The organism is Streptomyces sp. 7N604, from assembly GCF_052245475.1.
Lineage (GTDB): Bacteria > Actinomycetota > Actinomycetes > Streptomycetales > Streptomycetaceae > Streptomyces.
On sequence record NZ_JBQQBX010000003.1, the window covers coordinates 239,590 to 266,491 of the forward strand.

17 protein-coding genes and 3 pseudogenes are annotated in these 26,902 nt (G+C 71.8%); 5 read left to right on the forward strand and 15 right to left on the reverse strand.

The annotated features are described in order from the left end of the window. Window positions 1–84 precede the first annotated feature (84 nt). The 4 genes from ACTWP8_RS04950 to ACTWP8_RS04965 form a co-directional block, all read right to left on the reverse strand. Window positions 85–2,313, reverse strand: coding sequence for a xanthine dehydrogenase family protein molybdopterin-binding subunit (locus tag ACTWP8_RS04950; protein ID WP_443320910.1), 2,229 nt, complete (start codon window positions 2,311–2,313; stop codon window positions 85–87). Next, window positions 2,310–3,305 (reverse strand): FAD binding domain-containing protein, encoded by a 996-nt coding sequence (locus tag ACTWP8_RS04955; RefSeq protein WP_443320911.1) that lies wholly within the window; start codon window positions 3,303–3,305, stop codon window positions 2,310–2,312. The genes ACTWP8_RS04950 and ACTWP8_RS04955 overlap by 4 nt, the downstream gene beginning before the upstream one ends. Window positions 3,306–3,317: 12 nt before the next feature. After that, complete coding sequence (locus ACTWP8_RS04960; protein WP_443320912.1) at window positions 3,318–3,842, reverse strand: (2Fe-2S)-binding protein; 525 nt, start codon at window positions 3,840–3,842, stop codon at window positions 3,318–3,320. Between the two features lie 92 nt (window positions 3,843–3,934). After that, entirely contained in the window at window positions 3,935–5,830 is a 1,896-nt protein-coding gene (locus tag ACTWP8_RS04965) for a SpoIIE family protein phosphatase (protein WP_443320913.1), read from the reverse strand. A 93-nt stretch (window positions 5,831–5,923) separates the two neighbouring features. On the opposite strand from ACTWP8_RS04965, the gene ACTWP8_RS04970 reads away from it, so the two are divergent. Next, window positions 5,924–10,210: a HAMP domain-containing protein gene (locus ACTWP8_RS04970; protein WP_443320914.1), complete on the forward strand. Its 4,287-nt coding sequence runs from the start codon at window positions 5,924–5,926 to the stop codon at window positions 10,208–10,210. Beyond that, the gene (locus ACTWP8_RS04975; protein ID WP_443320915.1) at window positions 10,207–10,923 is read left to right on the forward strand and encodes a response regulator; all 717 of its coding nucleotides are present in this window, start codon (window positions 10,207–10,209) and stop codon (window positions 10,921–10,923) included. The genes ACTWP8_RS04970 and ACTWP8_RS04975 overlap by 4 nt, the downstream gene beginning before the upstream one ends. Here ACTWP8_RS04975 and ACTWP8_RS04980 read toward each other — a convergent pair. Then, complete coding sequence (locus tag ACTWP8_RS04980; protein WP_443320917.1) at window positions 10,920–13,382, reverse strand: SpoIIE family protein phosphatase; 2,463 nt, start codon at window positions 13,380–13,382, stop codon at window positions 10,920–10,922. The two genes, ACTWP8_RS04975 and ACTWP8_RS04980, sit on opposite strands and share 4 nt — an antisense overlap. Window positions 13,383–13,800: 418 nt before the next feature. Between ACTWP8_RS04980 and ACTWP8_RS04985 the strand changes: the two genes are divergently transcribed. After that, the gene (locus tag ACTWP8_RS04985; RefSeq protein ID WP_443320979.1) at window positions 13,801–14,751 is read left to right on the forward strand and encodes a DMT family transporter; all 951 of its coding nucleotides are present in this window, start codon (window positions 13,801–13,803) and stop codon (window positions 14,749–14,751) included. Between the two features lie 255 nt (window positions 14,752–15,006). Here the strand turns inward: ACTWP8_RS04985 and ACTWP8_RS04990 are convergent, their stop codons facing one another. Continuing rightward, the gene (locus tag ACTWP8_RS04990; RefSeq protein WP_443320918.1) at window positions 15,007–17,463 is read right to left on the reverse strand and encodes a SpoIIE family protein phosphatase; all 2,457 of its coding nucleotides are present in this window, start codon (window positions 17,461–17,463) and stop codon (window positions 15,007–15,009) included. 130 nt (window positions 17,464–17,593) lie between these two features. Here ACTWP8_RS04990 and ACTWP8_RS04995 point away from each other — a divergent pair, with 130 nt between their 5' ends. Next, window positions 17,594–18,019 (forward strand): YchJ family protein, encoded by a 426-nt coding sequence (locus ACTWP8_RS04995; protein ID WP_443320919.1) that lies wholly within the window; start codon window positions 17,594–17,596, stop codon window positions 18,017–18,019. Window positions 18,020–18,135: 116 nt separating this feature from the next. On the opposite strand, the pseudogene ACTWP8_RS05000 reads toward ACTWP8_RS04995, so the two are convergent. Then, a pseudogene (locus tag ACTWP8_RS05000) lies at window positions 18,136–18,511 on the reverse strand (MFS transporter); the annotation flags it as partial. Between the two features lie 48 nt (window positions 18,512–18,559). On the opposite strand from ACTWP8_RS05000, the gene ACTWP8_RS05005 reads away from it, so the two are divergent. After that, the gene (locus ACTWP8_RS05005; protein ID WP_443320920.1) at window positions 18,560–19,435 is read left to right on the forward strand and encodes an LLM class flavin-dependent oxidoreductase; all 876 of its coding nucleotides are present in this window, start codon (window positions 18,560–18,562) and stop codon (window positions 19,433–19,435) included. A 107-nt stretch (window positions 19,436–19,542) separates the two neighbouring features. On the opposite strand, the pseudogene ACTWP8_RS05010 reads toward ACTWP8_RS05005, so the two are convergent. The 8 genes and pseudogenes from ACTWP8_RS05010 to ACTWP8_RS05045 all read right to left on the reverse strand — a co-directional run. Further along, window positions 19,543–19,884, reverse strand: a pseudogene (locus ACTWP8_RS05010) (ABC transporter ATP-binding protein); the annotation flags it as partial. 114 nt (window positions 19,885–19,998) lie between these two features. Beyond that, entirely contained in the window at window positions 19,999–20,127 is a 129-nt protein-coding gene (locus ACTWP8_RS05015; RefSeq protein ID WP_443320921.1) for a hypothetical protein, read from the reverse strand. A 154-nt stretch (window positions 20,128–20,281) separates the two neighbouring features. Continuing rightward, window positions 20,282–21,160 carry a hypothetical protein gene (locus ACTWP8_RS05020; protein ID WP_443320922.1) on the reverse strand — a complete coding sequence of 293 codons (879 nt, stop codon included), beginning with the start codon at window positions 21,158–21,160 and terminating at the stop codon, window positions 20,282–20,284. Window positions 21,161–21,236: 76 nt separating this feature from the next. Beyond that, window positions 21,237–21,854: a TetR/AcrR family transcriptional regulator gene (locus ACTWP8_RS05025; protein ID WP_443320923.1), complete on the reverse strand. Its 618-nt coding sequence runs from the start codon at window positions 21,852–21,854 to the stop codon at window positions 21,237–21,239. A 131-nt stretch (window positions 21,855–21,985) separates the two neighbouring features. Then, window positions 21,986–22,327, reverse strand: a complete 342-nt coding sequence (locus ACTWP8_RS05030; RefSeq protein WP_443320924.1) for a hypothetical protein — start codon at window positions 22,325–22,327, stop codon at window positions 21,986–21,988. Window positions 22,328–22,491: 164 nt separating this feature from the next. Continuing rightward, a complete protein-coding gene (locus tag ACTWP8_RS05035) occupies window positions 22,492–23,751 on the reverse strand; it encodes a Tm-1-like ATP-binding domain-containing protein (RefSeq protein ID WP_443320925.1) in 1,260 nt (419 codons plus the stop codon). Between the two features lie 146 nt (window positions 23,752–23,897). After that, on the reverse strand, window positions 23,898–25,052 hold the full coding sequence (locus ACTWP8_RS05040; protein ID WP_443320980.1) for a serine hydrolase domain-containing protein: 1,155 nt from the start codon (window positions 25,050–25,052) through the stop codon (window positions 23,898–23,900). 447 nt (window positions 25,053–25,499) lie between these two features. Then, window positions 25,500–26,807 (reverse strand): annotated as a pseudogene (locus ACTWP8_RS05045) (MFS transporter); the annotation flags it as partial. Window positions 26,808–26,902 lie beyond the last annotated feature (95 nt).

The following is a 26,902-nucleotide window of genomic DNA, read 5'->3' on the forward strand; positions in this document are numbered from 1 at the left end:
CCTGGGCGGAAACGATCTCATCGGAGCGGTAGGAGCGATCACCCCGGGTAGCGCGATGGCCGAGCCACACGCGCGTGCCACCCGTCAGAGCAGCAAGTCCTCGACGGTGATGGGCAGCTTCCGGAAGCGGCGGCCGGTGGCGTGGTGAACGGCGTTGGCGATCGCGGCGGCTGCTCCGACCTGGCCGACCTCGCCCACGCCCTTGACGCCCAGCGGATTCACGACGGTGTCCTCGACCTCGACGAGTTCGACGTCGACATCCGGCGCATCCGCGTTGACCGCGACCAGGTACTCGCCGAGGCTGGAGCTCGCCCAGCGGCCGGTGCGCGGCTGCATGGAGTTGGCCTCCAGAAGCGCCTGGCCCAGGCCCCAGAGCATGCCGCCCATGAGCTGGCTGCGGGCCGTCCTGGGGTTGAGCACCCGGCCGGGAGCGAAGGCGCCCGTCATCCGCCGCACCCGGACAAGTCCCAGCTCCGGGTCCACCGCGACCTCGGCGAACTGCGCGCCGAAGGTCATCATCCCGTACGGGACGTCCTGGCCCGGCGGGCTCCAGGATCCGTAAGCCTCGGCGTCGGGCTGGAAGTTGCGCTGCAGGAGGCCGGCGTACGACTCGGATGCGGTGCCGGCGGTCATGACACCGTCGCGTACGACGACGTCCGACGGATCGGCCCCGTGCAGCGGGGAGCCAGTGTCCGCGACGGCCTGGGCGATGAGCTGATCGCGCAGCGCGGTGGCGGCGGTGTGGACCGCGGCGCTGATCATGCCGGAGCCCGCGGAGCCGACCGCGGCCGCGATGTTGGGCAGGTCGGTGTCCCCGTTCTCGAAGCGGCATCGGTCCGCGGGCAGGCCGAGTGCCTCGGCGGCGACCTGGGTCATGACGGTGGCCACGCCGGTGCCGAACTCCGGGGTGGCGGCCTGCACGACGGCGGTGCCGTCGGCGTAGATACGGGCGCGGGCGCGCTGCGGGTTGCTGGGCGGGTGGACCGGGTAGGCCGCGGTGGCCATGCCGGTGCCGAGCAGCCAGTTCCCGTCGCGCCGAGAGCCGATGTGCGGGTCGCGGTCCTGCCAGCCGAAGCGGGCGGCGCCGCGCTCGTAGCACTCCTTGAGACCGCTGCTGGACCAGGGGTGCCCGGTCATGGGGTCGACGTCGGTGTGGTTGCGCAGGCGCAGTTCGAGCGGGTCGAGGCCGAGCCGCTCGGCGAGCTCGTCCATGGCGCACTCGAGGGCGAACACACCGGTCGCCTCGCCGGGCGCGCGCATGAACGTCGGCGTCATGGTGTTGGCCCGGATGAGCCGGTAGACGCCTTCGTAGTTGGGACAGGCGTAGAGCTGCGAGGCGCCGCCGAGCGAGGGTTCGGCCCAGTGGTCGAAGTGCGAGGTGGGCGAGAGCTTGTGGTGCCGCAGCGCCGTGAGGCGGCCGTCGCGCGTGGCGCCCAGGGTGATGTGCTGTTCCTGCTCCTCCCGGTGGCCGGCCGAGGTGAACATCTGCTCCCGGGTGAGCACGAGCTTGACCGGCCTTCCGACCTCCCGGGCGGCCATCGCGGCCAGCGCCGGATGGTTGTGGATCATGGCCTTGGAGCCGAAGCTGCCGCCGACGTAGTGGCCGATGACGCGGATCTTCGACAGCGGGATCCCCAGGAGCCGGGCGACGGTGATCTGGGTGGCGTTGACGCCCTGTGTCGTGTCGTGCAGCACCAGCTCGTCGCCGTCCCACTGAGCGGTGGTGGCGCAGGGCTCGATGGGGTTGTGGTGGTTCGCGGCGCAGGTGAAGGCGGCGTCCAGCCGGATCTCCGCCTGTGCGAGGCCCGCCTCGACGTCCCCGCGCTCCATGCGGGCCGGCAGGAAACCGCCGAAGATGGCCTCGGGCTCGTACGCCTGGTCCCGGCCCTGCTCGATGGTGGTGACCGGCGGAGTCTCCTCGTAGGAGATGCGCAGCAGGCTCGCCGCGTGCTGGGCCCGCTCGTAGGTGTCGGCGACGACGATCGCGACGTGCTGGCCCGCGTAGTGCACGGCCTCGTCCTGCATGGGGAAGAACGTCTGCCCGGGCGCGGCCGTGCCGGCCAGCGACGGGATCAGCGGCGGCTGCGACGCGATCTTCGGCAGGTTCTCATGGGTCAGTACGGCGAGGACGCCCTCCTCGGCCCGGGCGGCGCTCGCGTCGATGGCGGTGATGCGGCCGGCGGCGATGCGGGAGCCGACGAGATAGGCGTACGCCATGTCCGGGACCGGGATCTCGGCGGAGTAGCGGGCGGCGCCGGTGACCTTGGGGCGGCCGTCCACGCGGTCGAGGGGTTGTCCGATGGCCGTGGTCATGCGGGGCTCCCGTTCCCCGTGAGCGTCTCGAGGGCGCGTACGAGTGTGCGCTGAGCGAGTTCGATCTTGAAGGCGTTCATGGGGGTGGGCCGGGCGACGGCCAGCTCCACCCGGGCGGCGTGGGCGAAGTTGTCCCGCTGCGCGGACGCCCCGATCAGGAAGTCCTCGGCGTGCATGGCCCGCCACGGCTTGGTGGCCACACCGCCGAGCGCCAGCCGTACGTCCGCGATCGTGCCGTCCACGATGGACAGCGCGGCCGCCACCGAGGCCAGGGCGAACTCATAGGACTCCCGGTCGCGGACCTTCAGATACAGCGAGTGCCGGGCCACGGGCATGGCGGGCACCTCGATCGCGGTGATCAGCTCGCCGTGCTCCAGCGGGTGCTCGCGGTGCGGGGAGTCGCCGGGCAGGAGGTAGAAGTCGTCGATGGGGTAGACCCGTTCGCCGCCGGGGCTCTGGGTGTGCACGCGCGCGTCGAGCGCCATGAAGGCCACGGCCACGTCGGAGGGGTGCGTGGCGATGCAGTGCTCGCTGGTGCCCAGCACGGCGTGTCCCCGGCTGAAGCCCTCGATCGCGGAACAGCCGGTCCCGGGCTCCCGCTTGTTGCAGGGGGACTCCGCGTCGCGGAAGTACGAACAGCGCACCCGCTGCAGCAGGTTGCCCCCCATGGAGGCCATGTGGCGCAGCTGCGCGGACGCTCCGAGCTCCAGGGCCTGGGAGATCACCGGGAAGCGCTCGCGGACGAAGGGCGACGCGGCGACCTCGCTCATCCGGGCCAGGGCGCCGATGCGCAGGCCTCCGTCGGGCAGGGCCTCGATGCCGGTCAGGGGAAGGTCGTTGATGTCGACGAGCCGGCGCGGGGTGAGGACGTTCTGCCGGAGCAGATCGACCTCGGTGGTGCCGCCGGCCAGGAAGTCGCTCGTGGGGTCGGCGCTGACGGTGGCGACCGCGCTGGCCGCGTCGGTCGCGCGGGAGTAGGTGATGGGCCGCACGGTACGGACTCCCTAGGCTTGGTCGCGGACGGCGCGGATGGCGGCCCGGATGTGCGGGTAGGCCGCGCAGCGGCAGATGTTGCCGCTCATCCCCTCCTTGATCCCGTCGTCGTCGGCCGCGTGGCCCTCTTTCAGGAGCGCCACGGCGGACATGATCTGGCCGGGCGTGCAGTAGCCGCACTGGAAGGCGTCCTCGGCGATGAAGGCCCTCTGCATGTCGTGCAGTTCGCCGCCCTCCGCGAGCCCTTCGATGGTGGTGACCTCCCGGCCTTCGCAGGTCATCGCGAGCGTGAGGCAGGCGAGCACCCGGGCCCCGTCGACCCACACCGTGCAGGCGCCGCACGTGCCCTGGTCGCAGCCCTTCTTCGCCCCAGTCAGGTGCAGGTGCTCCCGCAGGGCGTCGAGCAGGCTGACACGCGGCTCGATCTCCAGGGCGTGTTCAACTCCGTTGACCGACAAGGTGACCCGGACCGGGCCCGGACCGCGTTCCTCGAGTGTTCGGCCACGTTCCGTGAGCGCCGGACCGCGTGCAGACATACGCCACCTCCGTAAGGCTCCTCTTCATGCTCGTATGCCTGCATAAAGGTCGCAAACCGTACCTCAGGGCAGAATCAGCCCAGGTCAACCGGTCAACGGCCCGTCGCCCGGCCAGCGCCGGGTCCGGGCGACTGGGCCGGCACCGGACCGCGTACCGCATGCAGCACCAGCACCGCGAGGTCGTCCTCGAGCGGCTCGGGGCCGAAGTCGTGCGTCACCTGCCGCACGCGCTCCGCCACGGCCAGGGCGCTCATCCCGGCGCACCCGCGCAGCACCTCGGACAGGCCGTCGTCGTCGTCCAACTGCCGGTTCCCGTTGCGGCGTTCGGTCACGCCGTCGGTCACGCACAGCAGCGTCTCGCCCAGCGCGAGGTCGAAGGAGTTGGCGGTGAACCGGGTGCTCCTGTCGATGCCCAGCAGCATCTGCGGATCCGCCGCGGGCTCGACCCTTCCGTCGGCGAACAGCCTCAGGGGCAGCGGGTGGCCCGCGCTCGCGATGGTGCAGCGCGCACCGCCCCTGACCAGGTCGGGCTCGAGCTCGCCGTACAGCAGGCTGAGGAACCGCGGATTCACGTGCTCGCCGCCGTACGCCACGGCCTCCGCGCTCTCCTCCGCCATCGCGATGTTCAGCCGGTGGAGCACGGACTCGACGCCGTGGCCCTCGCGGGCCAGCAGCCGTACGAGGTGCCGGGCCAGGCCCGTGACGGACATCGCCTCCGGGTCCTTGCCCTGTACGTCGCCGAGCAGGAAGCACCAGCGGCGGCCGCCCATCGGGAACACGTCGTAGAAGTCGCCGCCGACGGTCTGATGCTCGGAGTACGGCTCGTAGACGATCGCCGATTCCACGCCCGGGACGCTCGCCAGGGAGGGAGGGAGCTGCCTGCGCTGGAGCGCCCGGCTGATCGTGGTCTGCTGGGTGTACTGACGGGCCGTCACCACCGCTTGCCCCACCAGCCGCGCCACGTCCTCGACCTTGCGCATGACCGTGTCGGTCATCTCCTCCCTTCCGGCGCGGCCGAGCAGCATCACGCCCTGGCAGGCGCCGCCCGCGACGAGGGGGAAGGCCAGCGCCGAGCCGACTCCGCCGCCGCCCCCGGGCCAGGGCCAGGGGAATCCCGTGGTGCGGAGGCTGGCAGGCGGCGGGTTCTTCTCCAGCAGCGGGCGCAGTGCGTCGATCAGCCGCTCGTCCATGTGCCAGATGCGGGAGAGCCGCATCCTGCCACCGTCGCCGCTGAGCCACACGCCGCACCAGTCCGCGAGTCTGGGGACCAGGAGCTGCCCCGCGAGCGCGGCCACCATGTCCTGGTCGAGCTGCCCGGCCAGCAGCTCGCTGGCCTCGGCGAGGAACGACGGTCCAATGCGGTCGACCCGCCTCCCGGTGCGATCGCGGCGGACCGGCGCCTCGGCAGGCGCGGGGGCCGCCACAAAGCGCGTATCGCGGCGGTGCTCGCCGCCGGCCGGCCCGCCGGCCTCCCGCTCACCATCCCCGGCCACCAGGCGGAACCACACGGTCTTGGCGGTGGGCCGGTACGTCACGCCCCACGATTCGGCCAGGGCGCCCACCACTTGGAGGCCCAGGCCGCGCCTGCCGTGCCGCGCGTCCGGCCCCCGGCTCACCGGGCTGGACGGGTGGTGATCCACCACCTCGACCACCACCCCCACGGGGCCCTCCTCGGCCAGGGGCGCCTCGTCGGCCGGCTCCCCCACGAGCAGCGGCGAGGCGACAGGCCGGTGTCCGGTTTCCAGACGGCAGACGACCTCGATCTCGGTGCCGGCGTGTATCACCGCGTTCGTGACCAGTTCGTCCACGAGGAGCACGGCGTCGTCCACCAGCCGGTCGGTGATCGCGTCCGACGAGGAGTCCCACGGGGCGGCCCGTTCGATCAGCGCGCTCCGCACGAACGTACGCGCCGCCGAGGCCGCGAGGCGGTCGGCTGGCAGCCTCGTTCGCGCCTCGGACACCTGCTGGTACGTGGGCGAGAGCTCCATGGGCACCTCGGACGCTTACCGGCAATTTCGTCTCTTTTGACGGTCTTATACTAGGACACGCCTGTATGCGTAGATCACGGAGAATGGGCTGTTATGGCACTCGATCCGGCCCCGCCTGTTTCAGCGTCCACCGCCAGTCGGTCCCCGGCCTCCCCAGGCCCCCCAGGCTCCGCCCCGGCTGAGGCGTGGGTCAGGGCAGCAGATCTCCGCCCCCTGCTCACGGCGATGAACTCGCTGTGCGACGGAGATTTCACCGTTCGTGTCGACGGCGGCGGCGAAGGTGCCGTGGCCGAGATGACCGGGGTGTTCAACCAGATCGTGGCGCGCAACGAGCATCTGGCCGCCGAGCTGCAGCGCGTACGGCGCGAGATGGTGCGGCAGGGCAGGCTCGACGAGCGGATCGCGCCCAGCCCCGGCCAGGGAGGCTGGGCGACGAGCGTGGAAGCCGCGAACACGCTGATCGAAGCGCTGGTGGTGCCGGTCTCGAACGCCACGCGGGTGCTGGACGCGGTCGCCGACGGCGACCTGACCCAACACGTGGACCTGCACGCCGGAAACCGGCAGCTCCGCGGCGATCTGCGCCGCCTGGGACGCGGGGTGAACCGCATGGTGGACCAGCTGTCACGGTTCACCGGCGAGGTGACGCGGGTGGCCCGCGAGGTCGGCACCGAAGGCCGGCTGGGCGGCCGGGCCAAGGTCCAGGGCCTGTCCGGCGACTGGCGCCACGTGACGGAGGCCGTCAACACCATGGCCTCGCGGCTGACGGCGCAGGTGCGCGACATCGCGGTCGTCACCACGGCGGTGGCGCGCGGCGATCTGACCCAGCAGGTGACGGTGGAGGCCACGGGCGAGCTGCTCGAGCTGAAGCTCACCGTGAACACGATGGTCGACCAGCTGCGGGCGTTCGCGGACGAAGTGACGCGCGTGGCCCGCGAAGTCGGCACCGAAGGGCAGCTGGGCGGGCGCGCCCAGGTACGCGGCGTCTCCGGCGTGTGGAAGGACCTCACCGACAACGTCAACTTCATGGCGTCGAACCTGACCTCGCAGGTCCGCAACATCGCCCAGGTGACCACCGCCGTCGCCAACGGCGACCTCAGCCAGAAGATCACCGTGGACGCGAAGGGCGAGATCCTCCAGCTCAAGAGCACCGTGAACACGATGGTCGGCCAACTCTCCGCGTTCGCGGACGAGGTGACGCGCGTGGCCCGCGAAGTCGGCACCGAAGGGCGGCTCGGCGGGCGCGCCCAGGTACGCGGCGTCTCCGGCGTGTGGAAGGACCTCACCGACAACGTCAACTTCATGGCCGACAACCTCACCTCCCAGGTCCGCAACATCGCCCAGGTCGCCACCGCGGTCGCGGAGGGTGACCTCGGCAAGACGATCACGGTCGAGGCGAAGGGCGAGATCCTGGAGCTGAAGTCGACGATCAACACCATGGTCGACCAGCTGTCGGCGTTCGCGGACGAGGTGACCCGTGTCGCCCGCGAGGTCGGCACCGAAGGGAACCTGGGCGGTCAGGCGCAGGTCAGGGGCGTCTCGGGGGTGTGGAAGGACCTCACGGACAACGTCAACTTCATGGCGCTGAACCTGACTTCCCAGGTCCGCAACATCGCCCAGGTGACCACCGCCGTGGCTGACGGCGACCTGTCGAAGAAGATCACGGTCGACGCACGCGGCGAGATCCTCGAGCTGAAGGACACGGTCAACACCATGGTCGACCAGTTGCGGGCGTTCGCGGACGAGGTGACCCGCGTGGCCCGCGAAGTCGGCACCGAGGGAAACCTGGGCGGACGCGCCCAGGTACGCGGCGTCTCCGGCGTATGGAAGGACCTCACCGACAACGTCAACTTCATGGCCGACAACCTCACCTCCCAGGTCCGCAACATCGCCCAGGTCGCGACCGCCGTCGCCCAGGGCGACCTGTCGAAGAAGATCGACGTGGACGCACGTGGCGAGATCCTGGAGCTGAAGACCACCATCAACACGATGGTCGACACGCTCTCCTCCTTCTCCAGCGAGGTCACCCGCGTGGCCCGCGAGGTCGGCAGCGAGGGCCAACTGGGCGGCCAGGCCCGCGTCGAGGGCGTCTACGGGACCTGGAAGCGGCTGACCACGAGCGTCAACGAGCTCGCGTCGAACCTCACCACCCAGGTCCGCGCGATCGCCGAAGTCGCCAGCGCCGTAGCCCAGGGCGACATGTCGGGATCCATCTCGGTGCAAGCCGAGGGCGAGGTCGCCGAGCTGAAGAACAACGTCAACCTCATGGTGGCCAACCTCCGCGAGACCACCCGCGCCAAGGACTGGCTGGAGTCCAACCTCACCCGTATCGCGGGCCTCATGCAGGGCCACCGCGACCTGGTCGAGGTCGCCGACCTGATCCTGCGCGAGCTGACACCGCTGGTGAACGCCCAGTTCGGCGCGTTCTTCCTGGCCGAGGCGGGCGCCCAGCCCGGCAAGGGGTTGCAGTTCATCGCCGGATACGGCACCGACGCGGCCGGCGGCAGCAGCCGCGGGGCCGCGTCCGGCACGGTGGGGCGCGGGCTGGTCGCCCAGGCCGCGCTGGAGAAGAAGCGGATCCTCATCACCGATGTCCCGCCGGACTACATCACCGTCAACTCCGGGCTCGGCGCAGCACCGCCCGCCAGCATCGTCATCCTGCCGATCCTCTTCGAGGACGAGGTGCTCGGGGTGATCGAGCTGGCCTCGTTCAGCAAGTTCAGCGAGGTCCACCTGGCCTTCATCGACCAGTTCGTGAACACCATCGGCGTCTCGATCAACACGATCATCGCCAACTCCCGTACGGAATCACTGCTCTCGGAGTCCCAGCGGCTGACCACCGAGCTGCGCAAGCGCACCGACGAGCTGCAGCGCTCCAACGCCGAGCTGGAGGAGAAGGCCGCGCTGCTCGCCACCTCCTCGCAGTACAAGTCGGAGTTCCTGGCGAACATGTCGCACGAGCTGCGCACCCCGCTCAACTCCCTCCTGGTCCTGGCCCGGCTGCTCGCCGACAACCCGGATGAGCGGCTGTCCGAACAGGAGGTGCAGTTCGCGGCCACCATCCACCGCTCGGGCTCGGACCTGCTCCAGCTGATCAACGACATCCTGGACCTGTCGAAGATCGAGGCGGGCCGGATGGACGTGCACCCGAAGAAGCTGCCGCTGACCAAGCTGCTCGACTACGTGCACGCGACGTTCCGGCCGCTCGCCCACGACCGCAAGCTGACCTTCGAGGTGTCGGTCGGCGACGACGTGCCGCGCGAGCTGTACTCGGACGAGCAGCGCCTCCAGCAGGTGCTGCGCAACCTGCTGTCCAACGCGGTCAAGTTCACCTCGTCCGGCGGCGTGGACCTGCGCGTCGAGCGCGTACCGGGAGCCGGCTTCGAGGAGGAGACCCTGCGGAACGCTGAGGCCGTCATTGCGTTCTCGGTCGAGGACACCGGGATCGGCATCCCGCCGGAGAAACTGCCGGTGATCTTCGACGCGTTCCAGCAGTCCGACGGCACCACCAACCGCAAGTACGGGGGCACCGGGCTCGGCCTGTCCATCAGCCGCGAGATCGCCGGGCTGCTCGGCGGCCGGATCACCGCGGAGAGCGAGCAGGGCGTCGGCTCCCGGTTCACGCTCTACGTTCCCTCCCACTACCCCGCCGCGGCCTCCGCGCCCGATCTTGCGGCGCTGCGCCCGGCGGCCACCACCGTCGCGGCGCCACTCCCCGCGCAGGCCGCACCCTTGCCGACCGCGCCGCCGCCCACCACGCCCGACTCCAGGCCGGGCCCCCCATCCGGCACCGGAAGCGACCTGGGCGGCCAGGGAACACGGGCCGCCGACCACCGTGAGGACACCTGGCCGGAGACGACCCGGCTCACCGAGTGGGTCTGCGGACGCCCGGGCCGTCTGCTGGCAGGGCGCCAGATCCTCATCATCGACGACGACATCCGGAACGTCTTCGCGCTCACGCATGTGCTGGGCCGCGTCGGCATCACGGTGAAATACGCCGAGAACGGCCGCGAGGGACTCGAGGTCCTCGACCGGTCTCCGGACGTGTCGCTGGTCCTGATGGACATCATGATGCCCGAGATGGACGGGTACGAGACGATCCGCGCCATCCGGGACACGCCACGGCTCGCCGACCTGCCGATCATCGCACTCACCGCCAAGGCCATGCCGGGCGACCGCGAGAAGGCGATCGACAGCGGCGCCTCGGACTACGTACCCAAGCCGGTGGACGTGGACCGCCTGCTGTCGGCGGTCTGCGGGGTGCTCGACACCAAGGACGCCGGGGAAGCGGACGACTCCGAGGAAGCCGGGGAAGCCGGGGAATCCGGGAAACCGGAGACACCCGGGAAGGACGAAGAGAATCCGCCGAGGCAGGGCACATGAGCACTCCCGCATCCGACAAGTCCAGCATCCTCATCGTCGACGACATGGAGGAGAACCTGGTCGCGCTCGAAGCCGTACTCGGCTCACTCGACCAGCACGTCGTCCGCGCGCACTCCGGAGAAGAGGCCCTCAAGGCCATGCTGCGGCAGGAGTTCGCGGTCGTACTCCTCGACGTCCTGATGCCCGGAATGGACGGCTTCGAGACCGCCGCCAACATCAAGCGCCTCGACCAGACCAAGGACGTGCCCGTCATCCTGCTGACCGGCACCGACGCCGACACGGACTACGCCTACCGGGGCTACGCGGTGGGCGCCGCGGACTTCCTGACCAAGCCCTTCGATCCGTGGCTGCTGCGCACCAAGGTCAACGTCTTCCTGGAACTGCACCGCAAGAACCGCCAACTCGCCGCGCAGGCCGAGCAGTTGCGGCGTCTGCTGGTCGGCGAGAAGCGGCCCGCGGAGCCGGCGCAAGCGGTGCGGCCGGCCGGGCCCGCGGAGGAGGCGGCGCAGGAAGCGGAGGAGCAGCCCCGGCCCGCGGGCCAGGAGACGGCAGCGGAAAGCGGGGAGCGGCTGACGGAGATCGCCGAGCGGCTGGCTCAGATCGAACTCCAGCTGCGGGATGCGGAGGGCAAGGAAACCGGCGTGCTCGCCGACCGTATCTCCGACGTGGAGCGCGTGGTCGACGCACTGCGCGTGGGCGGCCGGAACGCTTAGCGACCGCGTGCCGCCCAGGGGGCCCGGGTGAGCGGCTGTTCCGCCCAGATGGTCTTGCCCTCGGGGGTGTAGCGGGTGCCCCAGCGGGCAGCGCACTGGGCCACCAGGAACAGACCGCGTCCGCCCTCGTCCATGCCCCGCGCACGCTGCAGGTGCGGCGAGGTGTTGCTGCAGTCGGAGACCTCGCAGATCAGGTTCCGGTCCCGGATCAGGCGCAGACGGATCGGCCCGGCGCCGTAGCGGACGGCGTTGGTGACCAGTTCGCTGACGATCAGTTCTGTGGTGAACACCGAGTCGTCGAGACCCCAGGCGGCCAGTTGCCGGCCGGTGCGGTGCCGGGCCTCGGCGACGACGGCGGGATCGGCGGGCAGATCCCAGGAGATGACGTCGTCGCTGCCGAGAGCGCGGGTGCGGACGACGAGGAAGGCGACGTCATCGCTGGGGCGGTCCGGCAGGAGCGTGCGCACCATGGTGTCGGAGATCTCCTCCAGTGGGCGGTCGGGGTGGGCCAGCGCGAAGAAGAGGCGCTCGAAACCGACGTCCACGTCCCGGTCCGCCGCCTCGATGAGACCGTCGGTGAAGAAGGCGACGACACTGCCCTCCGGCAGCTCCATCTCGGCGGACTCGAACGGCAGGCCGCCAAGGCCCAGCGGGGGTCCCGCGGGGATGTCGGGCAGCTCCACGGGAGCTTCGAGATGGGCGATCGCGGGGCTGGGGTGGCCGGCGCGGGCGAAGGTGGCCCGGCGCGAGATCGGGTCGTATACGGCATACAGGCAGGTCGCCCCGATCACATCGCCGCTGTGCGGGGACTCGGCCTCCTCCACCTCCTCGGAAAGCCGGACCACCAGGTCGTCGAGATGGGCCAGGAGTTCGTCCGGCGGCAGGTCGAGGTCGGCGAGGGTGTGGACGGCGGTCCGCAGTCGCCCCATGGTGGCCGCCGCGTGCAGGCCGTGGCCGACCACGTCGCCGACGACCATCGCCACCCGCGCGCCGGAGAGCGGGATGACGTCGAACCAGTCGCCCCCCACGCCGGCCTGCATGTCAGCGGGCAGATAGCGGTACGCGGCCTCCACGGCGCTCTGCTCCGGCAGATCGCGCGGGAGCAGGCTGCGCTGCAGCGTGAGGGCCGCGTTGTGCTCATGCGCGAAACGGCGGGCGTTGTCGATACAGACGGCCGCACGGGCACCCAGCTCCTCCACGAGCAGCAGATCGTCCTCGTCGAAGGGGTCCGGGTTCTTCCACCGGACCACGGTGGCCACGCCCATGGTGATGCCGCGGGCCCGCAGGGGCACCGCCATCGCGGAGTGCATGCCGAGTTCGCGCATCCGGGCCTCGCGGACGGGGTCCTGGGCGATCCACCGGGCGGAAAGGTCCACCACAGCTCTCAGCACCGGACGGCCGGAGACCAGGCACTCGATGGGCGCCCACCCTTCCGGGTAGCTGGTCGGCTCACCGGGCTCGACGACGGCCTCCGGGAGGTCCTCCTGGAGTGAACGGTGCGCGACCCGGCGCAGCGGCTCCGTCGCACTGACCGGCCCCGGACGCAGTTCCCGCATGCGGACCACCGCGTCCAGCAGGTCGACGGACACGAAGTCGGCGACCCGCGGGACGAGCACCTCGGCCAGTTCCTGGGCGGTCCTGTCGAGGTCCAGGGTGGTGCCGATCGACCCGCTCGCCTCGTTCACCAGGGCGAGCCGCTGCCGGGCCCGGTAGTGGCTGGTGACGTCCAGGACCGTATGGCACAGCCCCAGAACCTCGCCCGAGGCGTCCTCGAGGCGGTAGGACGAGCCGGACCTGACCCGGTTGTGACGGGGGAACGAGGGGTCGGCGCGGACCGGCCCGATCGTCTCGTGGGTCTGCCGGGGCTCGCCCGTCTCCAGGACGTGCCGGGCCTCGCGCTGGAGTACGTCCGCGTCGAGACCGGGCACCACCTCTCCGAGCCGGTGGCCCATGTGCTCCCGGGCGGGCACGCTGTCCATGCGCTCCAGCGCCGGGTTGATCAACAGGTAGCGCAGATCGGGATCGACGACGGCCATGCCGATGGGCGACTGGGTGAACAGTCCGCGGAACACCGCTTGCTCGCGTTCCCAGGCGCGCAGCCCGGCCACCTCGGTGACGACGACCAGCCAGCTGGGCTTCTCGACCGTCCCCCACAGCGGGCAGGCCCGGAACGCCAGGTCCATCAGGCGGCCGTCACGGTGGCGTACGGCCACCAGGCCGCCGCGCCCCTCGCCGTCCCGACGTCCGTCGGACAGGGCGGTCGGCAGAGCGCTGCCGTCGTCGAGCACGTCCGCGAGGGGACGGCCGACCATCTCCTCCGCGCGGTACCCGAGCAGCTCCTCGGCGCCCGGGCTCCACCGCTCGACCACTCCGCTCTCGTCCACCACTATGGCGGCCGCGTGCGTCACATCGAACGGGCTTCCCAGGCCCCCGCTGGGCTCCGCCTCGGATCCGCTCATGGTCGCCCGCCCATCCCGTTCAGCGTTTCGTCCCCTGTAGCGTTTCGCCCCATTTGTTCCCTACTCACTCCCTACGTCGATCCGCAGAGAACGGCAACGGAGAGGGTCGGCCGGGCTTCCTCCAGCGCATGATGGGCGCCCCCTGGAACCTGCGCAATACACGCAATCGTGAGCTGCCCGTATTGCGCATATCGCGCAATTAGTCAGTCAGGTCGGCGGGCGGCCGGAGGGCACGGCTCGATCCAACCTGTAAGCGATGCTACGCCGTCCTTCAACTTTTTCTCGCTTGTGCTATCAGTTCGCCTGCCTCAGGCTGCCGTTGAAGGCGACTGGAGGGATCGGTGCTGTGAGACTGCGTTTCGGATCGAGGCCGGCAGAGGACTATTCGGGCGCAGGAAGCCGGAACGCAGGAAGCCGCATCAACGGTCTCGCGCTCGCCGCGGCAGCGGTGACCGTGGTGCTGTGGGCGTCGGCCTTCGTCTCGATCCGCAGCTCGGTGGGCCACTTCGGGCCCGGCGCCCTCGCCTTCGGCAGACTCCTGGCGGGAGCCGTCGTGCTCGGCGTCGTTCTGGTGGTCAGAGGGGGCGGACTCCCGCCCCGCAGGGCGTGGCCCGGCATCCTCACCTCCGGCGTCCTGTGGTTCGGCGGATACATGGTCGCACTGAACTGGGGCGAGCGTGAGGTGGACGCGGGAACGGCCGCCATGATCGTCAACGTGGGGCCGGTCCTGGTCGCGCTCCTCGGCGGCTGGCTGCTCAAGGAGGGCTTCCCGCTCAGGCTGTTGGCGGGAATCGCCGTGTCGTTCCTCGGGGCTGTCGTGGTGGGACTGTCCATGTCCGGCGGCGGTACGTCGTCGTTCGGCGGGGTTCTGCTCTGCCTGCTCGCGGCCGTCGCGTACGCGGCGGGCGTGGTGAGCCAGAAGCCCGCTCTCGCCTACGCCACGCCTCTCCAAGTGACGGCCTTCGGCTGCCTGATCGGGGCCCTGGTGTGCCTGCCCTTCGCCGGCCAACTGGTCTCGCAGGTCGCCGAGGCCCCGCTGTCCGCGACGCTGAACGTCGTCTACCTGGGCGTCTTCCCGACCGCTCTCGCCTTCAGCACATGGGCCTACGCGCTGTCCCGCACGACCGCCGGGAAGATGGGCGCCTCGACCTACGCGGTGCCGGGCCTCGTGGTCCTCATGTCCTGGATCTTCCTCGGCGAAGTCCCCGGCTGGCTCACGCTCTTCGGTGGCCTGCTGTGCCTGGGCGGGGTCGCGGTCTCCCGTATGCGCACCAGAGCGCGTACGGGCAGGAGGCCGGCCGCGGCGGAGGCGGCGGCGAGCGGGCCGGCGGCCGACGAAGGCCGGCCGACCGCGGACCTGGGAGGGTGACCCCGGGGCCCACCGCCGTCGTCTCCGCCCACCTCACAACCTGTCAGCCCGCTCGCAGCGGCCACGACGAGAAGTGCCGGCGCCAGAACGCTCTTCGCCGCGCCTCTGCTCGGCTTCCATGCCATCTCTCTCAACTCCGTGGGGTGTTCGGCCCTGCCACCCGAAGTCAACGGCCGGTGCGCGGGACCGGTTCATCCCGCGGACGCGGAACCGGTTCATCCCCCGGGCGCTGACCGGTTCACCCCCGGACAGTGATCAGCCGAGGACGCTTTCGTCCAGGGTCTGCTCCGCCCAGATGGTCTTGCCCGCGGCGGTGTGGCGGGTTCCCCAGCGCCGGCTCAGCTGCGCGACGAGAAGGAGCCCCCGGCCTCCCTCGTCGGTCGTGCGCGCGTGCCGCAGGCGAGGGGAGGTGCTGCTGCCGTCGGACACCTCGCACATCAGCCCCCGGTCCCGGATCAGGCGCAGCCGGATGGGAGCGACGCCGTACCGGATGGCGTTGGTCACCAGCTCGCTGACCAGCAGCTCGCTCGTGAAGCCGATCTCCTCCAGGCCCCATTCGGCGAGCTGCCGCGCCGTGCGGCTGCGGGCGTCGGCGACGACGGCCGGGTCCGCTGGCAGGTCCCACGAGGCGACCCGGTCGGCGCCGAGCGCATGTGTACGGGCGACGAGCAGGGCCACGTCGTCGTCGGGGCGGCGGTCCGTGTCGATCATCGAGTCGATCACAGCGGCGCAGATGTCCTCCACCGGCCGGTCGGCGTGCGCCCGGGAGAGCGACGACAACGACTGGGACAAGCGGTCCGCCCCGGCGCCGACGTCGTGGGCGTTCACCAGGAGAAGGCCGTTGGTGAAGAGGGCGAGCAGGCTCCTCTCGGGCAGCTCGACCTCGAGAGCCTCGAACGGCAGGCCGCCCAGGCCCAGCGGCGGCCCTGCCGGCAGGTCGGGGAAGTCCACCGCGCCGCCGGGCGTGACGATCGCGGGCGCGGGGTGCCCGGCCCTGGCGAGACCGCAGCGCCGGGTCACCGGGTCGTACACCGCGTACAGGCAGGTGGCCCCCAGCACCGCGGTGTCGCCCGCCACGCCGGTGCCGGTGTCCTCCGCGCACAACCGGATGGCCAGGTCGTCGAGATGAGCCAGCAGCTCGTCCGGGGGCATGTCCAGATCCGCCAGGGTGTGCACGGCGGCCCGCAGCCGCCCCATGGCGGCCGCGGCGTGCAGCCCGTGCCCGACGACGTCACCGACCACCAGCGCCACACGGGAGCCGGACAGCGGGATCACGTCGAACCAGTCCCCGCCGACGCCGCCGCGCTCACCCGCCGGCAGGTAGCGGTGGGCGACCTCGGCCGCGGTCTGCTCGGGCAGCGCCTGCGGGAGCAGGCTCCGCTGCAGCGCCAGCGCGGAGGCGTGCTCGCGCGTGTAGCGGCGCGCGTTGTCGATGCAGACGGCCGCCCGCGCGACGAACTCCTCCGCCAGGACCAGGTCGTCCCGCTCGAACGACTCGGGCCGCTGCCACCGGTAGAACGCGGCCGCCCCCAGCGTCACCCCGCGTGCCGCCACCGGAACCACCATCGCCGAGTGGATCCCGAAGTCCCACATCTTCGCGGCCCGCAGCGGGTCGTCCTCCGCCCACAGGCCCGCGGCGAAGACCGGTTCCAGCGCGGAGCGCCCCTCGCGCAGCGCAAGAACCAGCGGCGCTGACGAGGCGTATCCGACCGGCTCGCCGACGGCGACCGACGCCTCCGGGCAGCCCTCCCGGACGGACTGCTGCCCGCTGCGGACGAGAGGCACATCAGGGCCGAGCGGCCCCGGCTCCTGTTCCTCCCCCCTGACGACCGAGGCGAGCAGATCGACGCAGACGAAGTCGGCGAGCATGGGTACGGCCACTTCGGCCAGCTCCTGTGCGGTACGCCGGACGTCCAGGCTGTTGCCGATACGCGTACTGGCGTCGTTGAGGATCGCAAGCCGCTGCCGGGCCCGCCAGCGGTCGGTGACGTCGACGACGATGTAGCACACGCCCAGAACGCCGCCCTCCGCGTCGTCGAGCCGGAAGAACGACGCCGAGTAGGCACGGTCCTGCTTGGGGTATGCCTCGGTGCGACCCCTGAACTCGTAGTCGATCATGGCCTCCCCGGCCTCGAGGACCTGGCGCATCCGGTCCTCGAGGTCCGCGGCGGGCAGGTCCGGCAGGACCTCGCTCAAGCGCCGGCCGAGGCGCTCCTCACGCGCCAGTCCCCCACTGGCCACCAGCGCGTCGTTGAGCCAGATGCAGCGCAGGTCCCTGTCCACCACGGCCATGCCGACCGGCGCCTGGGAGGGCAGCTGGTCGAGCAGCGAGCGCTCCTCGGTCCACCACGGCATCCGGGCCACGTCGAAGGCCATCACCATCCACTGCGGCTCACCCCCCGGACCGGTGATCGGGCAGACTCGCGCTCCGACGTCGACGCGCCGCCCGTCCCGGTGCCGGACGGCCAGCAGCGTGTCCCGGTCGGTATCCGCCAGGAGCCGGTCGAGGCCGCCGCCCGGCGGTCCCCTGTCGTCCTCGTGGACCAGCACGGACGCCCCGGGCCTCCCCAGCACGGCCTGCGGCGCGTAGCCGAACATCCGCTCGGCGGCCCCGCCCCAGGAGACGATCGTGCCGTCCTCGTCCAGCACCGCCACGGCCACAAGCGGCGTACCCAACCGGCCCTGCGTATTCGCGGCATCGGAAGTGCCCATGGTCAGCCATCCGATTTGTGCGGCTCCAGCACGTCCATCTTCCCGCCCCCGGCCGGGGGCGAGCCACCGGAGGACACGGATGGTGTCGCCGTATGTCCGCCGCGTGGTGCGCGTGGCGGACAATGAGGGAATGTCCCGTCGCAGCTCACGCCCCCAGCGGCGCCCCGTCACCACCGCCACCTCGCCGTGCCCCTGCGGGCGGGCGGCCGCGTACGGCGACTGCTGCGGGCGGCTGCACGCCGGAGAGGCCGCCGCCCCCACCGCCGAGGCGCTGATGCGCTCCCGCTACAGCGCCTTCGCGGTCCAGGACGAGGCGTACCTGCTGCGGACGTGGCATCCCGGCACCCGCCCGCCCGGCGTCGGCTTCGAGCCCGGGATGCGGTGGCTGGGGCTGGAGATCCTGGAGACCACAGAGGGCAGCGCCTTCCACACCACCGGCACCGTGACCTTCCGCGCCCGCTACACCCACCGCGGTCGCCCCGGCGAACTCCACGAGAAGAGCCGCTTCGTCCGGCACGACGGCGCGTGGGTGTACGTGGAGGCGCTGTTCGTGTAGCGGCTTATGAGCCGGCCGCGCCCAGCTCGATGGCCCTGACCACTTCGCCAGCGGTGGCCATCGGCCGCGTCGGCGGTCCGGACCGTCTCCTGCTTGCCGGACGCGCCTGACGCCTCCCGGGACCGCCGGAACGCGGGGGTCTCCTCCAGCCTCAGCCGCACCCACAGGGCTGCGAGCCCCATGGGCAGCGTCAGCAGGAACGGCAGCCGCCGGCCCCACGCGTTGAGGTCGGATTCGGTCGGGGCGGTCGCCGGCAGCGCTGCCGCGCCCGCGCCCCCGAGCTGGCCCAGCGCAACGGTGAAGGACTGCCACGACCCGTACAGGCCGCGCCTGCCCGGCGGTGCGAACTCCGCCATGACCGATACGGCGCCGCCGAACTCGCCCCCGACGGAGGCCCTGCGGGGCGCGCAGCAGCGTGAGCAGCCACGGCGCGGCGGGGCCCAGCGTGGCGTACGCGCGGAGCAGGCCGATCAGCGTGGTGGCGCCGGTCATGGCCGCGCCGCCCACGCTCCTGCCCCGGCGCCGCCTAGGGTTCGGCCCATGACACTCCCTGTGCTGTTCGGCGCGAACATCGATCCCACCTGGGCCGATCCGCAGGCCCCGGAGCGGCTGGCACGTCTGGTGGACGACGCCGGGCTGGACTTGGTCACCGTGCAGGACCATCCGTACCAGTCCGCGTTCTACGACACCTGGACGCTCATCAGCTATCTGGCCGCCCGGACGCGGAGCATCACCTTCGTCCCGACCGTGGCCAATCTGCCGCTGCGCCCTCCCTCGATGCTCGCGAAGGCCGCCGCCAGCCTCGATGTGCTGACCGGTGGCGGGCGCGTCCAGCTCGGGCTCGGGGCGGGCGCCTTCTGGGACGCCATCGCCGCGATGGGCGGGCCGCGGCGGGACCGCAGGGAGGCCGCGGACGCGCTGGAGGAGGCCGTTGAGGTCATTCGCCTGATGTGGAGCGGGCAGCGGTCCGTCCGCTTCGAGGGAGAGCACTACCGCCTGGCCGGTGTCCACCCGGGGCCCGCTCCCGGCCCGGACCTGGGGATCTGGCTCGGCGCGTACGGGCCGAGGACCATCCGGCTGACCGGGGCGCGGGCCGACGGGTGGCTGCCGTCGCTCGGCTTCCTCGGCCTTGACCGGCTCGGGGATGCGGTCGCTCAGCTGGACAGGGGCGTGGAGGAAGCCGGCCGGGACCCGGCGGCGATCCGCAAGGTCTACAACCTGGGCGGCATCATCGGCCCAGAGTCCTCCGCGCCCTTCCAGGGGTCGGTACGGCAGTGGGTCGACCAACTCGGGTCCGCCGTACGGGACTTCGGCATGAACGGGTTCGTCTACTGGCCCGCGGACGACCATGAGCGGCAGCTGGCGCTGTTCGCGGAAGAGGTCGTCCCGGCGGCCCGTGCGGCCCTCGGGGCCTGAGCCGGCCGGACGGTCCTTCCGGCCCGATAGGTCGCGGGGCTCGTCCTGCGAGACGGCCGGCCCCGTCGCTTCGGAGCGGCAGCGCTCCGCCGATCACGCTCCCCGGCGTCCGCCGCCGGGGAGCGGTGGTCGAAAGCGATCAGCGGGTCGCGGGCGAGCGGGTGCTCTACCACCGCCGCGCATACCCCGAAGACCCCTCCGGCAGCTCGGGGGTGAGAACGTCCCGCGGAGTCCCGAGGGCGACGACGGCGCCGTCGTGCAGCACGTGCAGGCGGTCGCACAGGGAGGCGGCGGCGTTCAGACCGTTGCAGCGCGATGAGGGTCGTACGGCGCCGGGTGCGCAGCAGCGCGAGCAGCTCCACCTGATGCTGTACGTCGGGGTGGTTGATGGGCTCGTCCAGGACCAGGACGTCGGGCTCCTGGGCGAACGCCCTGGCGAGCAGCGCCCGGGGCACCCGGAGCTGCCAGACGATCAAGTCGTCGGTGCCGGGCGCGGCTCCTCGCCGGCCGACCGCCGGAAGACCACCGACCAGACGTGGGCCCGGCGCGATGTCCGTCGACCGTCAGGAGACGGTGGCCGTCAGCGCGGCGAGCAGCGCCGCGGCGAGCAAGAGAGCGGGACCGTCGCTCCTCCGGGCTGCGGGTGCGCCCGGGCCGAGGTCCCTCTTCCGGAACGCGGAGACGGAGCGCATCTACGTCGCCGCCTCCACCTTGCCCGGGTGGACCGTGCCGACGATCCACCGCACGGTGTCGGGGTTGCCGCCCTCGACCGGGCCGGCCTGCGCCGGCCGGTCGAGGTAGTCGGCCCACGTCCGCAGGGAGTTCCCCGCCTCCAGGCGGACGGGGTCAGCGCCCGGCAGCGAGCACGCTCCGCGGCCGGGGCGCCTGGCGGTCCGGCAGCGCGAGCAGCCCGAAGACGCGGTGCGCCGCGCCGGTTCCCCGGCGTACGACGAGCAGCGCTGTGACGGCGGCCGCGACAGGGACGCCGAGCCACCAGCCGAGCAGATGGACGAGGACGCTGGCGGCCACGGCTGTACCCAGCGCCACGCCGAAGACGGCACCGAGCACGGCACCCACGATGCGGAGCCGGCCCGGTGCCGCGGCGGCACCCGGCTCGCGTCGCCCGGACCTGAGCCAGGACACCATCAGCGCCAGCATCACCGGGACGAGAACGGCTCCCATCCCGTACAGCGTCAGGGCGACCGGCGAGCTCAGCCAGTCGCCCGCGCGCGACAGGGCCTCATCCGGACCGGGCCGGCTCGGCCAGGCCGCGAACACCTCCCGGTCCGCGGAGAAGAACCGCTGGTACCCGCGCCCGTCCCAGCCGTGGACGAGGATGAAGAACATCCCGAGGTAGCCCACTCCCGCCTGGAGGAAGGCGGCGTAGGCCCGGCCGGAGGCGATCAGCCGCGCCGCCACCCAGTAGCCGAGCACGCCCTGACTCACGTTGGTCGCGGCGAACAGCGCGACCAGCCAGGCGGGCAGCGAACCGTGCCCGCGCGCCACCTGCATCGTCTCCCAGTCGGGGAAGCCCCACAGCAGCCATGCGCCGCTCGGCGCGAAGAGCACCGCGCAGTAGAGGACGGTGGCCATGAGGTAAGGGTCGGACCAGGACCACCGGGCAGCGCCGTCGGCGCCGCGGGCCCTGCTGCGGAGTTGGTGGGCCGCGGCCGTCGCGAAGCTCGCGCCGATGCCGTACGACCAGAAGACGTCGACCTGGACCATCGTGCTCCCCTTTCCGGAATGACACGTCATTCCGCTCGGAAGACAAAAGAAAACTGCGGTCCTTGCGGCCCGCGGCTCAGGAGGAGCCGAGGCCGTCGAACATGAGGGTCTCCACCGTGTGGATCCACGGCTCGCGCATGGCGCCGGGGTCCTGCACATGCAGGAGCCGTACCGCCCCGGTCACGATCACCCCGTTCACCGCGAGCCCGACCACGTGCGCATCCACGTCCCGGCGCAGGAAGCCCCGGTCCTGCCCGTTGCGGATGAACGCGGCGGTGTACGCGGCCGCCGCCTCCATGGCCTGCCCGGCGGCCCGTGGCTCCGCCCGGTCTATCGCTATGGCGTCGTAGAAGAGGATGCGGCACAACTCGGGCTCCGCGACGACGAGATCGAACAGCTTGTGGCCGATCCGCCTGACCTGCTCCCGGTACTGCCCCAGCGTCTCGGAGGAGCCCGGGTCCTCATCGGACAGCGCGTCCGTCACTCGCCCGAGGGCGCGCGACACCACGCTGCGCGCGATGTCCTCCTTGTTCTTGAAATACCGGTAGAACGTGCCGTGCCCGGCGCCGAGCTCCCGGGCGATGTCGGAAATGCCCGTCGCGTGATAGCCGCGCTCGGCGAAGACCTTCCCCGCAGCGCGCAGGATCGCGTCCCGCTTGTCGACCACACCCTTCGGCACGGGCCCCCCTGGCATCGGCGGAATGACACGTCATTCTCAGACCGGCGTCCAAGGCCCGTCAATACGGCTGCGGTTCATTACTTCCCCGGCGCCGGACCGCCGGACGTACGGCGGCGACGGGTGAGACGTACCCGGCCCGACGGTTACTAGGGCTGCCGGCTCCGCTTGCCGCCGGTACGGAAGGCGTGGATGCCGTGCCCCTGATCGCTGGCTGCCTGCACCGCCTCTTCCCAGCTCAGGGAGCGGCTTCCGACGGAGAACAGCGGGCCGGCGTCCCGGTCCCCGATCAGTTCGCTGAGCAGGGCGGTGGCCCGCTCGCCGAAGGAGTCGAGCGCTACGTCCCCGACGTCGAGGGAGAGCAACTCGAGGACGGGCACCTCCCCTTCCCACAGCAGGAGCCAGAGAGTCCGGTGCACGACGGGGATGGATTGATCGGCGAGGAGTTCCTCGAGCCGTTCAGCGGTGATGGTGTCGGCCGTGAGGGTCATGGCCCCGCAGTATGGTCCCCGTGAGCGCCTGCGGCATAGGGCTGAGTTGAAAACGCAATCAAGGCCTCGCCCCCTCCGTGCACGGCGGTCACCTGTTATTGGCCTCCTGCTCAGGCCTCGTGGAAGACGACCGGGAGGACGACTGGGAGGACGACCGGAGCCGCTCAGCCGGCCGCCCGCACCCTGCCCGCGGTGATCATCTCGTGCAGCCGCTCGGCCGCGGCACGGCCGAACTCCGGGTCGTTGACGTGCGTGTCGAGCTCCCGGAGCTCGACGTCGCTGGAGCGCAGTCCCTCGCGCAGCGCCGTGAACAGCGCACGGTCCGCCTCGGGGTCGTGATACGGGCCTTCCGGGGCGCCGAGCGTCGAGAGCCCGCGCCTCGGGACGTACACCGCCGCGGGCCCCGTCGCCACCCGCAGCTTCGCGGCGACGCGGCGGCCGAGCTCGGCACACTCCGCCACCGAGGTGCGGACCACCGTGATGGACGGGTTGTGGACCCGGACCAGGCGGGAGCGGAAGCGCTCGGGAAGCGATTCGAGAGGACCGAACTTCACCATGTCCAGCGCCCCCAGGCTGACCACCTGCGGGGTGCCCCGGCGCCCGGCGGCCCGGAGCCGGTCGGGTCCCGCGGAGAGGATGCCGCCCACCAGGTCGTCGGCCAGCTCACTGAGCGTCAGATCCAGCACACCGGCGAAGAGGCCCTGCCCTGCCATCGCCTCCAGTGACCGGCCACCCGCGCCGCTGGTGTGGAAGACCAGCACTTCGTAGCCCAGTTCGGCCAGCCGCTCCCGGGCGGCGTCGACGCCCGGCGTCGTCACGCCCGCCATGGTCGCCGCGACCACCGGGCGGCCGCCCGCACGCCCCCACTGCACCGAGCGCGCGGCAGGCGAGGCGGCATAGCCCTTCGCCATGCCCGCGATCGCGTCCGCCGCGTTGGCCAGGACCGGCGCCAGGACCCGGTTGATCCCCGCGATATCGACAACGCTGTACATCATGGCGATGTCGGACGACCCGACGTACGGGGTCACATCGCCCGCGGCCATCGACGACACCATCAACTTCGGTACGCCCAGCGGCAGGGCGCGCATCGCCCGCGTCGCCATCGACGTGCCGCCGCTGCCGCCGACGGCCATCACCCCGTGCAGCCGGCCCTGGGCGTGCAGTCGGCGCACGACCTCGGCCGCTCCCCTGGCCATGGTCGTCACCGCCGCGCCCCGGTCACCCATCTCCTTCAGCCAGCGCACATCGGTCCCCGCGGCGTGCGCCACTTCGGAGCGCGGTACGTCGGGCCGTACCAGCGGCTCACCGATGATGCCGACGTCGACGAGCACCACTTCGACACTTCTGCGACGCAGCCGGTCCCTCACCCAGCCGTACTCCACGCCTTTGGTGTCCAGGGCCCCCACCAGCACAACTACCGCCATAGTCCGTAATGTCCCCGCCGCAACCCGGCCACGGCAAGACCGAAACAAGACTCGGGGAACGGCGAGAAATCGCGGTTTCGGGTCAGGATGGGACGAGGGTCGTCACCCGGGGCGCCGGATGACCGGAGTTGACGCTTCCGGCGTGCTCAGAGCGCGCCGTAGACGGCGTCGATCAAGGCCATCTTGCGGGGGTCGTCCGCGATGTGCGGACCCATGCGGTTCATCACGTACCCCATGCTGACTTCTGCCTCGGGGTCGGCCAGACCGAAGGAGCCGCCGTAGCCGTCATGGCCGAAAGCGCGCGGGTTGGGGCCGTAGGAGCGACGCGATCCGCTCAGCCAGCAGCCCAGCGCGATCTCGGTCTCACCGCCGAAACCCGCTCCCAGCACCAGGTCGACGCACGCCCCCTGGCCCTCCCGTACGCGTTCGGCCGCGGAGCCGCTGAGCAGCCGCCGCTGCCCGGGGGGCGCGCCGCCACCGAGGATGCCGTAGAGCGCGGCGACCGCGCGGGCGGTTCCGTGGCCGTTGACGGCGGGGAGTTCGGCCCGGCGCCAGGGCAGCGTGTTGGCGTCGTCCGGGCCGACGACGGGGTTGCCCAGCGCGGCGAGGGCGGCCGCATCCAACTGCGCGAAGACCCTCTCCTGTTCGCTGCCCGGATCGCGCCGCCCGGCGACCAGCTGCGCGGCCCTGCCGTCCGCCGCTCCGGGCAGGCCGATGGTGAAGTCGATGCCCAGCGGGCCTGTCACCTTCTCCCGCAGGTACGCGCCGACGGTCCGGCCCGACACCCGGCGGATCACCTCGCCGACGAGGAAGCCGTAGCTCACCGCGTGGTATCCGGACCTGCTGCCGGGCTCCCACCAGGGTTCCGTCGCCGCGAGCCTGGAGACGGTCAGGTCCCAGTCGTAGAGGTCGGTGACCGACTGCGGTTCACGCGGGCCCGGCAGACCCGCCCGATGGGAGAGGAGATGGCGGACGGTCACCTTCTCCTTGCCTGCGGCGGCGAATTCCGGCCAGTAGCCGCAGACCGGCGCGTCCAGATCGAGGAGCCCTTCATCGGCCAGGAGGTGCGCGCACAGGGCCGTCACGCCCTTGGTCGTGGACCACACGTTGACCAGCGTGTCCCTCTCCCACGGGCGGGTGCGCGCCACGTCCGCCCAGCCGCCCCACAGGTCGGCCACGAGCCGACCACCGACCAGCACCGATACCGCCGCCCCGAGTTCCCCTCCCGTGCGGAAGTTCTCGTCGAAGGCCTCCCGTACGGCCTCGAACCTCGTGTCGCAGTGCCCGTGAACAGCAGCCATCATGAGCCCCCCATCCCTACCCAGCCAGGAGTCCGCCCCCCAGGGTCCGCCCCTCGGCTCCCCGGCACGTCGGACTCCACCGTACCGACCAGTCGGATGGTCGGGTAGTGGGCGACGGGGGCGGCTCAGCGGGGCCGTCAGCAGGTGCCGTCGGCGAGGAGCTGACAGCGGGGAGCTGACGGCGGGGTGTCAGGTGGCCGGCCAGTCGTCCGGTCCGCCGCCGCGCCACTCGATCAGGCCGGGATCGTCGAGATTCACGTCCTCCCCGGCCAGGTCCGCGCGACGCAGCATCCCGCGCAGCTCGTCCGCGCTGACTGCGGCTCCCACGTCGGCACCGTTGATCATTACGCGGCGGCGGCCGTCGAGCGGCGGGTCCACCACCACGGGCGGCTGCCGCCGCTGGGTCTCATCCTCCATGCGACCAGGCTGCCCCGTGTTCGCCCCGCCCGCAGCTCCAGCCGCCCCGCCGGGCTCGGCGGCGGGGGCCCCGGCGGCGGCTCCGGCAGCGGCCCGGGTGTCCGGCAGCGCGGCGAAACAGCCCAGGCTGAGCACGCAGAGCGCCAGCAGGTAGAGCGCCACACCCCGTGTCCCGGAGCCGCTCCCGCCCCCGGCGAGCCGCGTGGCGACCAGCGGAGTCAGTGCCCCGCCGAGCACCGCGCCCAGGTTGTACGCGACCGCCGTTCCCGTGCACCGCAGCCGGGCGTCGAAGAGCTCGGGGATGTACGCGCCCTGGACCCCGATCGTGGCGATCAGCGCCAGCAGGGTCACCGTCGAAGCGGCCAGGAGCGGGACCGGTTCTCCCGTCCTCAGCACGGCGAGGTATGGGAGCACGCACACCGCCATCGCCGCGCACCCGGCCAGGCTCAGCGTCCGCCGCCCCAAGCGGTCGCCGAGCAGGGCCGCGACCGGCGTGGCCGCGCCCATCACCGCCATCGCCACCATGAGGCAGGTCAGCACCGCTCCCTGCGCCATGCCGAGGTGCTGCGTGGCGTAGGCGAGCGACCAGGTCGTCACCGCGTAGTGCATCGCGTATCCGGCCGTCACCGCTCCGGCCACGAGCAGTACGCGACGCCACTGCCCGCGCAGCACCTGCGCCACCGGCGAGCGGGCCAGCGAGCGGTTCCGCGCGAGCTCCCGGAATTCCGGGGTCTCCTCGAGCCGGGCGCGCAGCGCATACCCGGCGATCGTCAGCAGTCCGGCGAACCAGAACGGCACCCGCCAGCCCCACGCCCGGAACTGCTCGTCCGTCAGGGCCGCGGACAGCACCAGGGTCATTCCATTGGCGAGCAGGAAGCCGATCGCGGGGCCGGTCTGCGGGAAGCCCGCCCAGAGGCCTCGGCGCCCGGGAGGCGCGTGCTCCGTGGCGAGCAGCACGGCACCGGTCCACTCGCCGCCCAGACCCAGGCCCTGGAGGAAGCGGAGCAGCACCAGGACGACGGGGGCGGCGACGCCCAGGCGGTCGTACCCGGGCAGGAGGCCCACGGCCACGGTGGCCAGCCCCGTCAGGAGGACGGTCAGGAGGAGGACCGGGCGCCGTCCGAGGCGGTCACCGATGTGTCCGAAGATCACCGAGCCGACCGGCCGGGCCAGGAACCCGGTGGCAAAGGTGCCGAAAGCGGCGAGGGTTCCCGCGGTCGGTGAGAAGTTCGGGAAGAACAGCGGTCCGAAGACGAGGGCCGCGGCGGTGCCGTAGAGGAAGAAGTCGTAGAACTCGATGACGGTACCGGCGAATCCGGCGGCGGCGATCCGGGCCACGGAAGGAGTGCGTCCGGGAATCCGCCGCGCCGTCCCCGGCGCATCGGATCCCGCTGGTACACCAGGCGGCCCAGGGGCCGACGCGCCGGATCCCG

Bases quoted from the DNA above. Each gene is read 5' to 3' on its own strand.
- ACTWP8_RS05035 (WP_443320925.1), bottom strand. From the start codon at position 23,751: ATGGCGGTAGTTGTGCTGGTGGGGGCCCTGGACACCAAAGGCGTGGAG.
- ACTWP8_RS05030 (WP_443320924.1), bottom strand. From the start codon at position 22,327: ATGACCCTCACGGCCGACACCATCACCGCTGAACGGCTCGAGGAACTC.
- ACTWP8_RS04990 (WP_443320918.1), bottom strand. From the start codon at position 17,463: ATGGGCACTTCCGATGCCGCGAATACGCAGGGCCGGTTGGGTACGCCG.
- ACTWP8_RS04995 (WP_443320919.1), top strand. From the start codon at position 17,594: ATGTCCCGTCGCAGCTCACGCCCCCAGCGGCGCCCCGTCACCACCGCC.
- ACTWP8_RS04980 (WP_443320917.1), bottom strand. From the start codon at position 13,382: ATGAGCGGATCCGAGGCGGAGCCCAGCGGGGGCCTGGGAAGCCCGTTC.
- ACTWP8_RS05040 (WP_443320980.1), bottom strand. From the start codon at position 25,052: ATGGCTGCTGTTCACGGGCACTGCGACACGAGGTTCGAGGCCGTACGG.
- ACTWP8_RS05005 (WP_443320920.1), top strand. From the start codon at position 18,560: ATGACACTCCCTGTGCTGTTCGGCGCGAACATCGATCCCACCTGGGCC.
- ACTWP8_RS05015 (WP_443320921.1), bottom strand. From the start codon at position 20,127: ATGCGCTCCGTCTCCGCGTTCCGGAAGAGGGACCTCGGCCCGGGCGCA.
- ACTWP8_RS04970 (WP_443320914.1), top strand. From the start codon at position 5,924: ATGGCACTCGATCCGGCCCCGCCTGTTTCAGCGTCCACCGCCAGTCGG.
- ACTWP8_RS04965 (WP_443320913.1), bottom strand. From the start codon at position 5,830: ATGGAGCTCTCGCCCACGTACCAGCAGGTGTCCGAGGCGCGAACGAGG.
- ACTWP8_RS04960 (WP_443320912.1), bottom strand. From the start codon at position 3,842: ATGTCTGCACGCGGTCCGGCGCTCACGGAACGTGGCCGAACACTCGAG.
- ACTWP8_RS05020 (WP_443320922.1), bottom strand. From the start codon at position 21,160: ATGGTCCAGGTCGACGTCTTCTGGTCGTACGGCATCGGCGCGAGCTTC.
- ACTWP8_RS05025 (WP_443320923.1), bottom strand. From the start codon at position 21,854: ATGCCAGGGGGGCCCGTGCCGAAGGGTGTGGTCGACAAGCGGGACGCG.
- ACTWP8_RS04975 (WP_443320915.1), top strand. From the start codon at position 10,207: ATGAGCACTCCCGCATCCGACAAGTCCAGCATCCTCATCGTCGACGAC.
- ACTWP8_RS04950 (WP_443320910.1), bottom strand. From the start codon at position 2,313: ATGACCACGGCCATCGGACAACCCCTCGACCGCGTGGACGGCCGCCCC.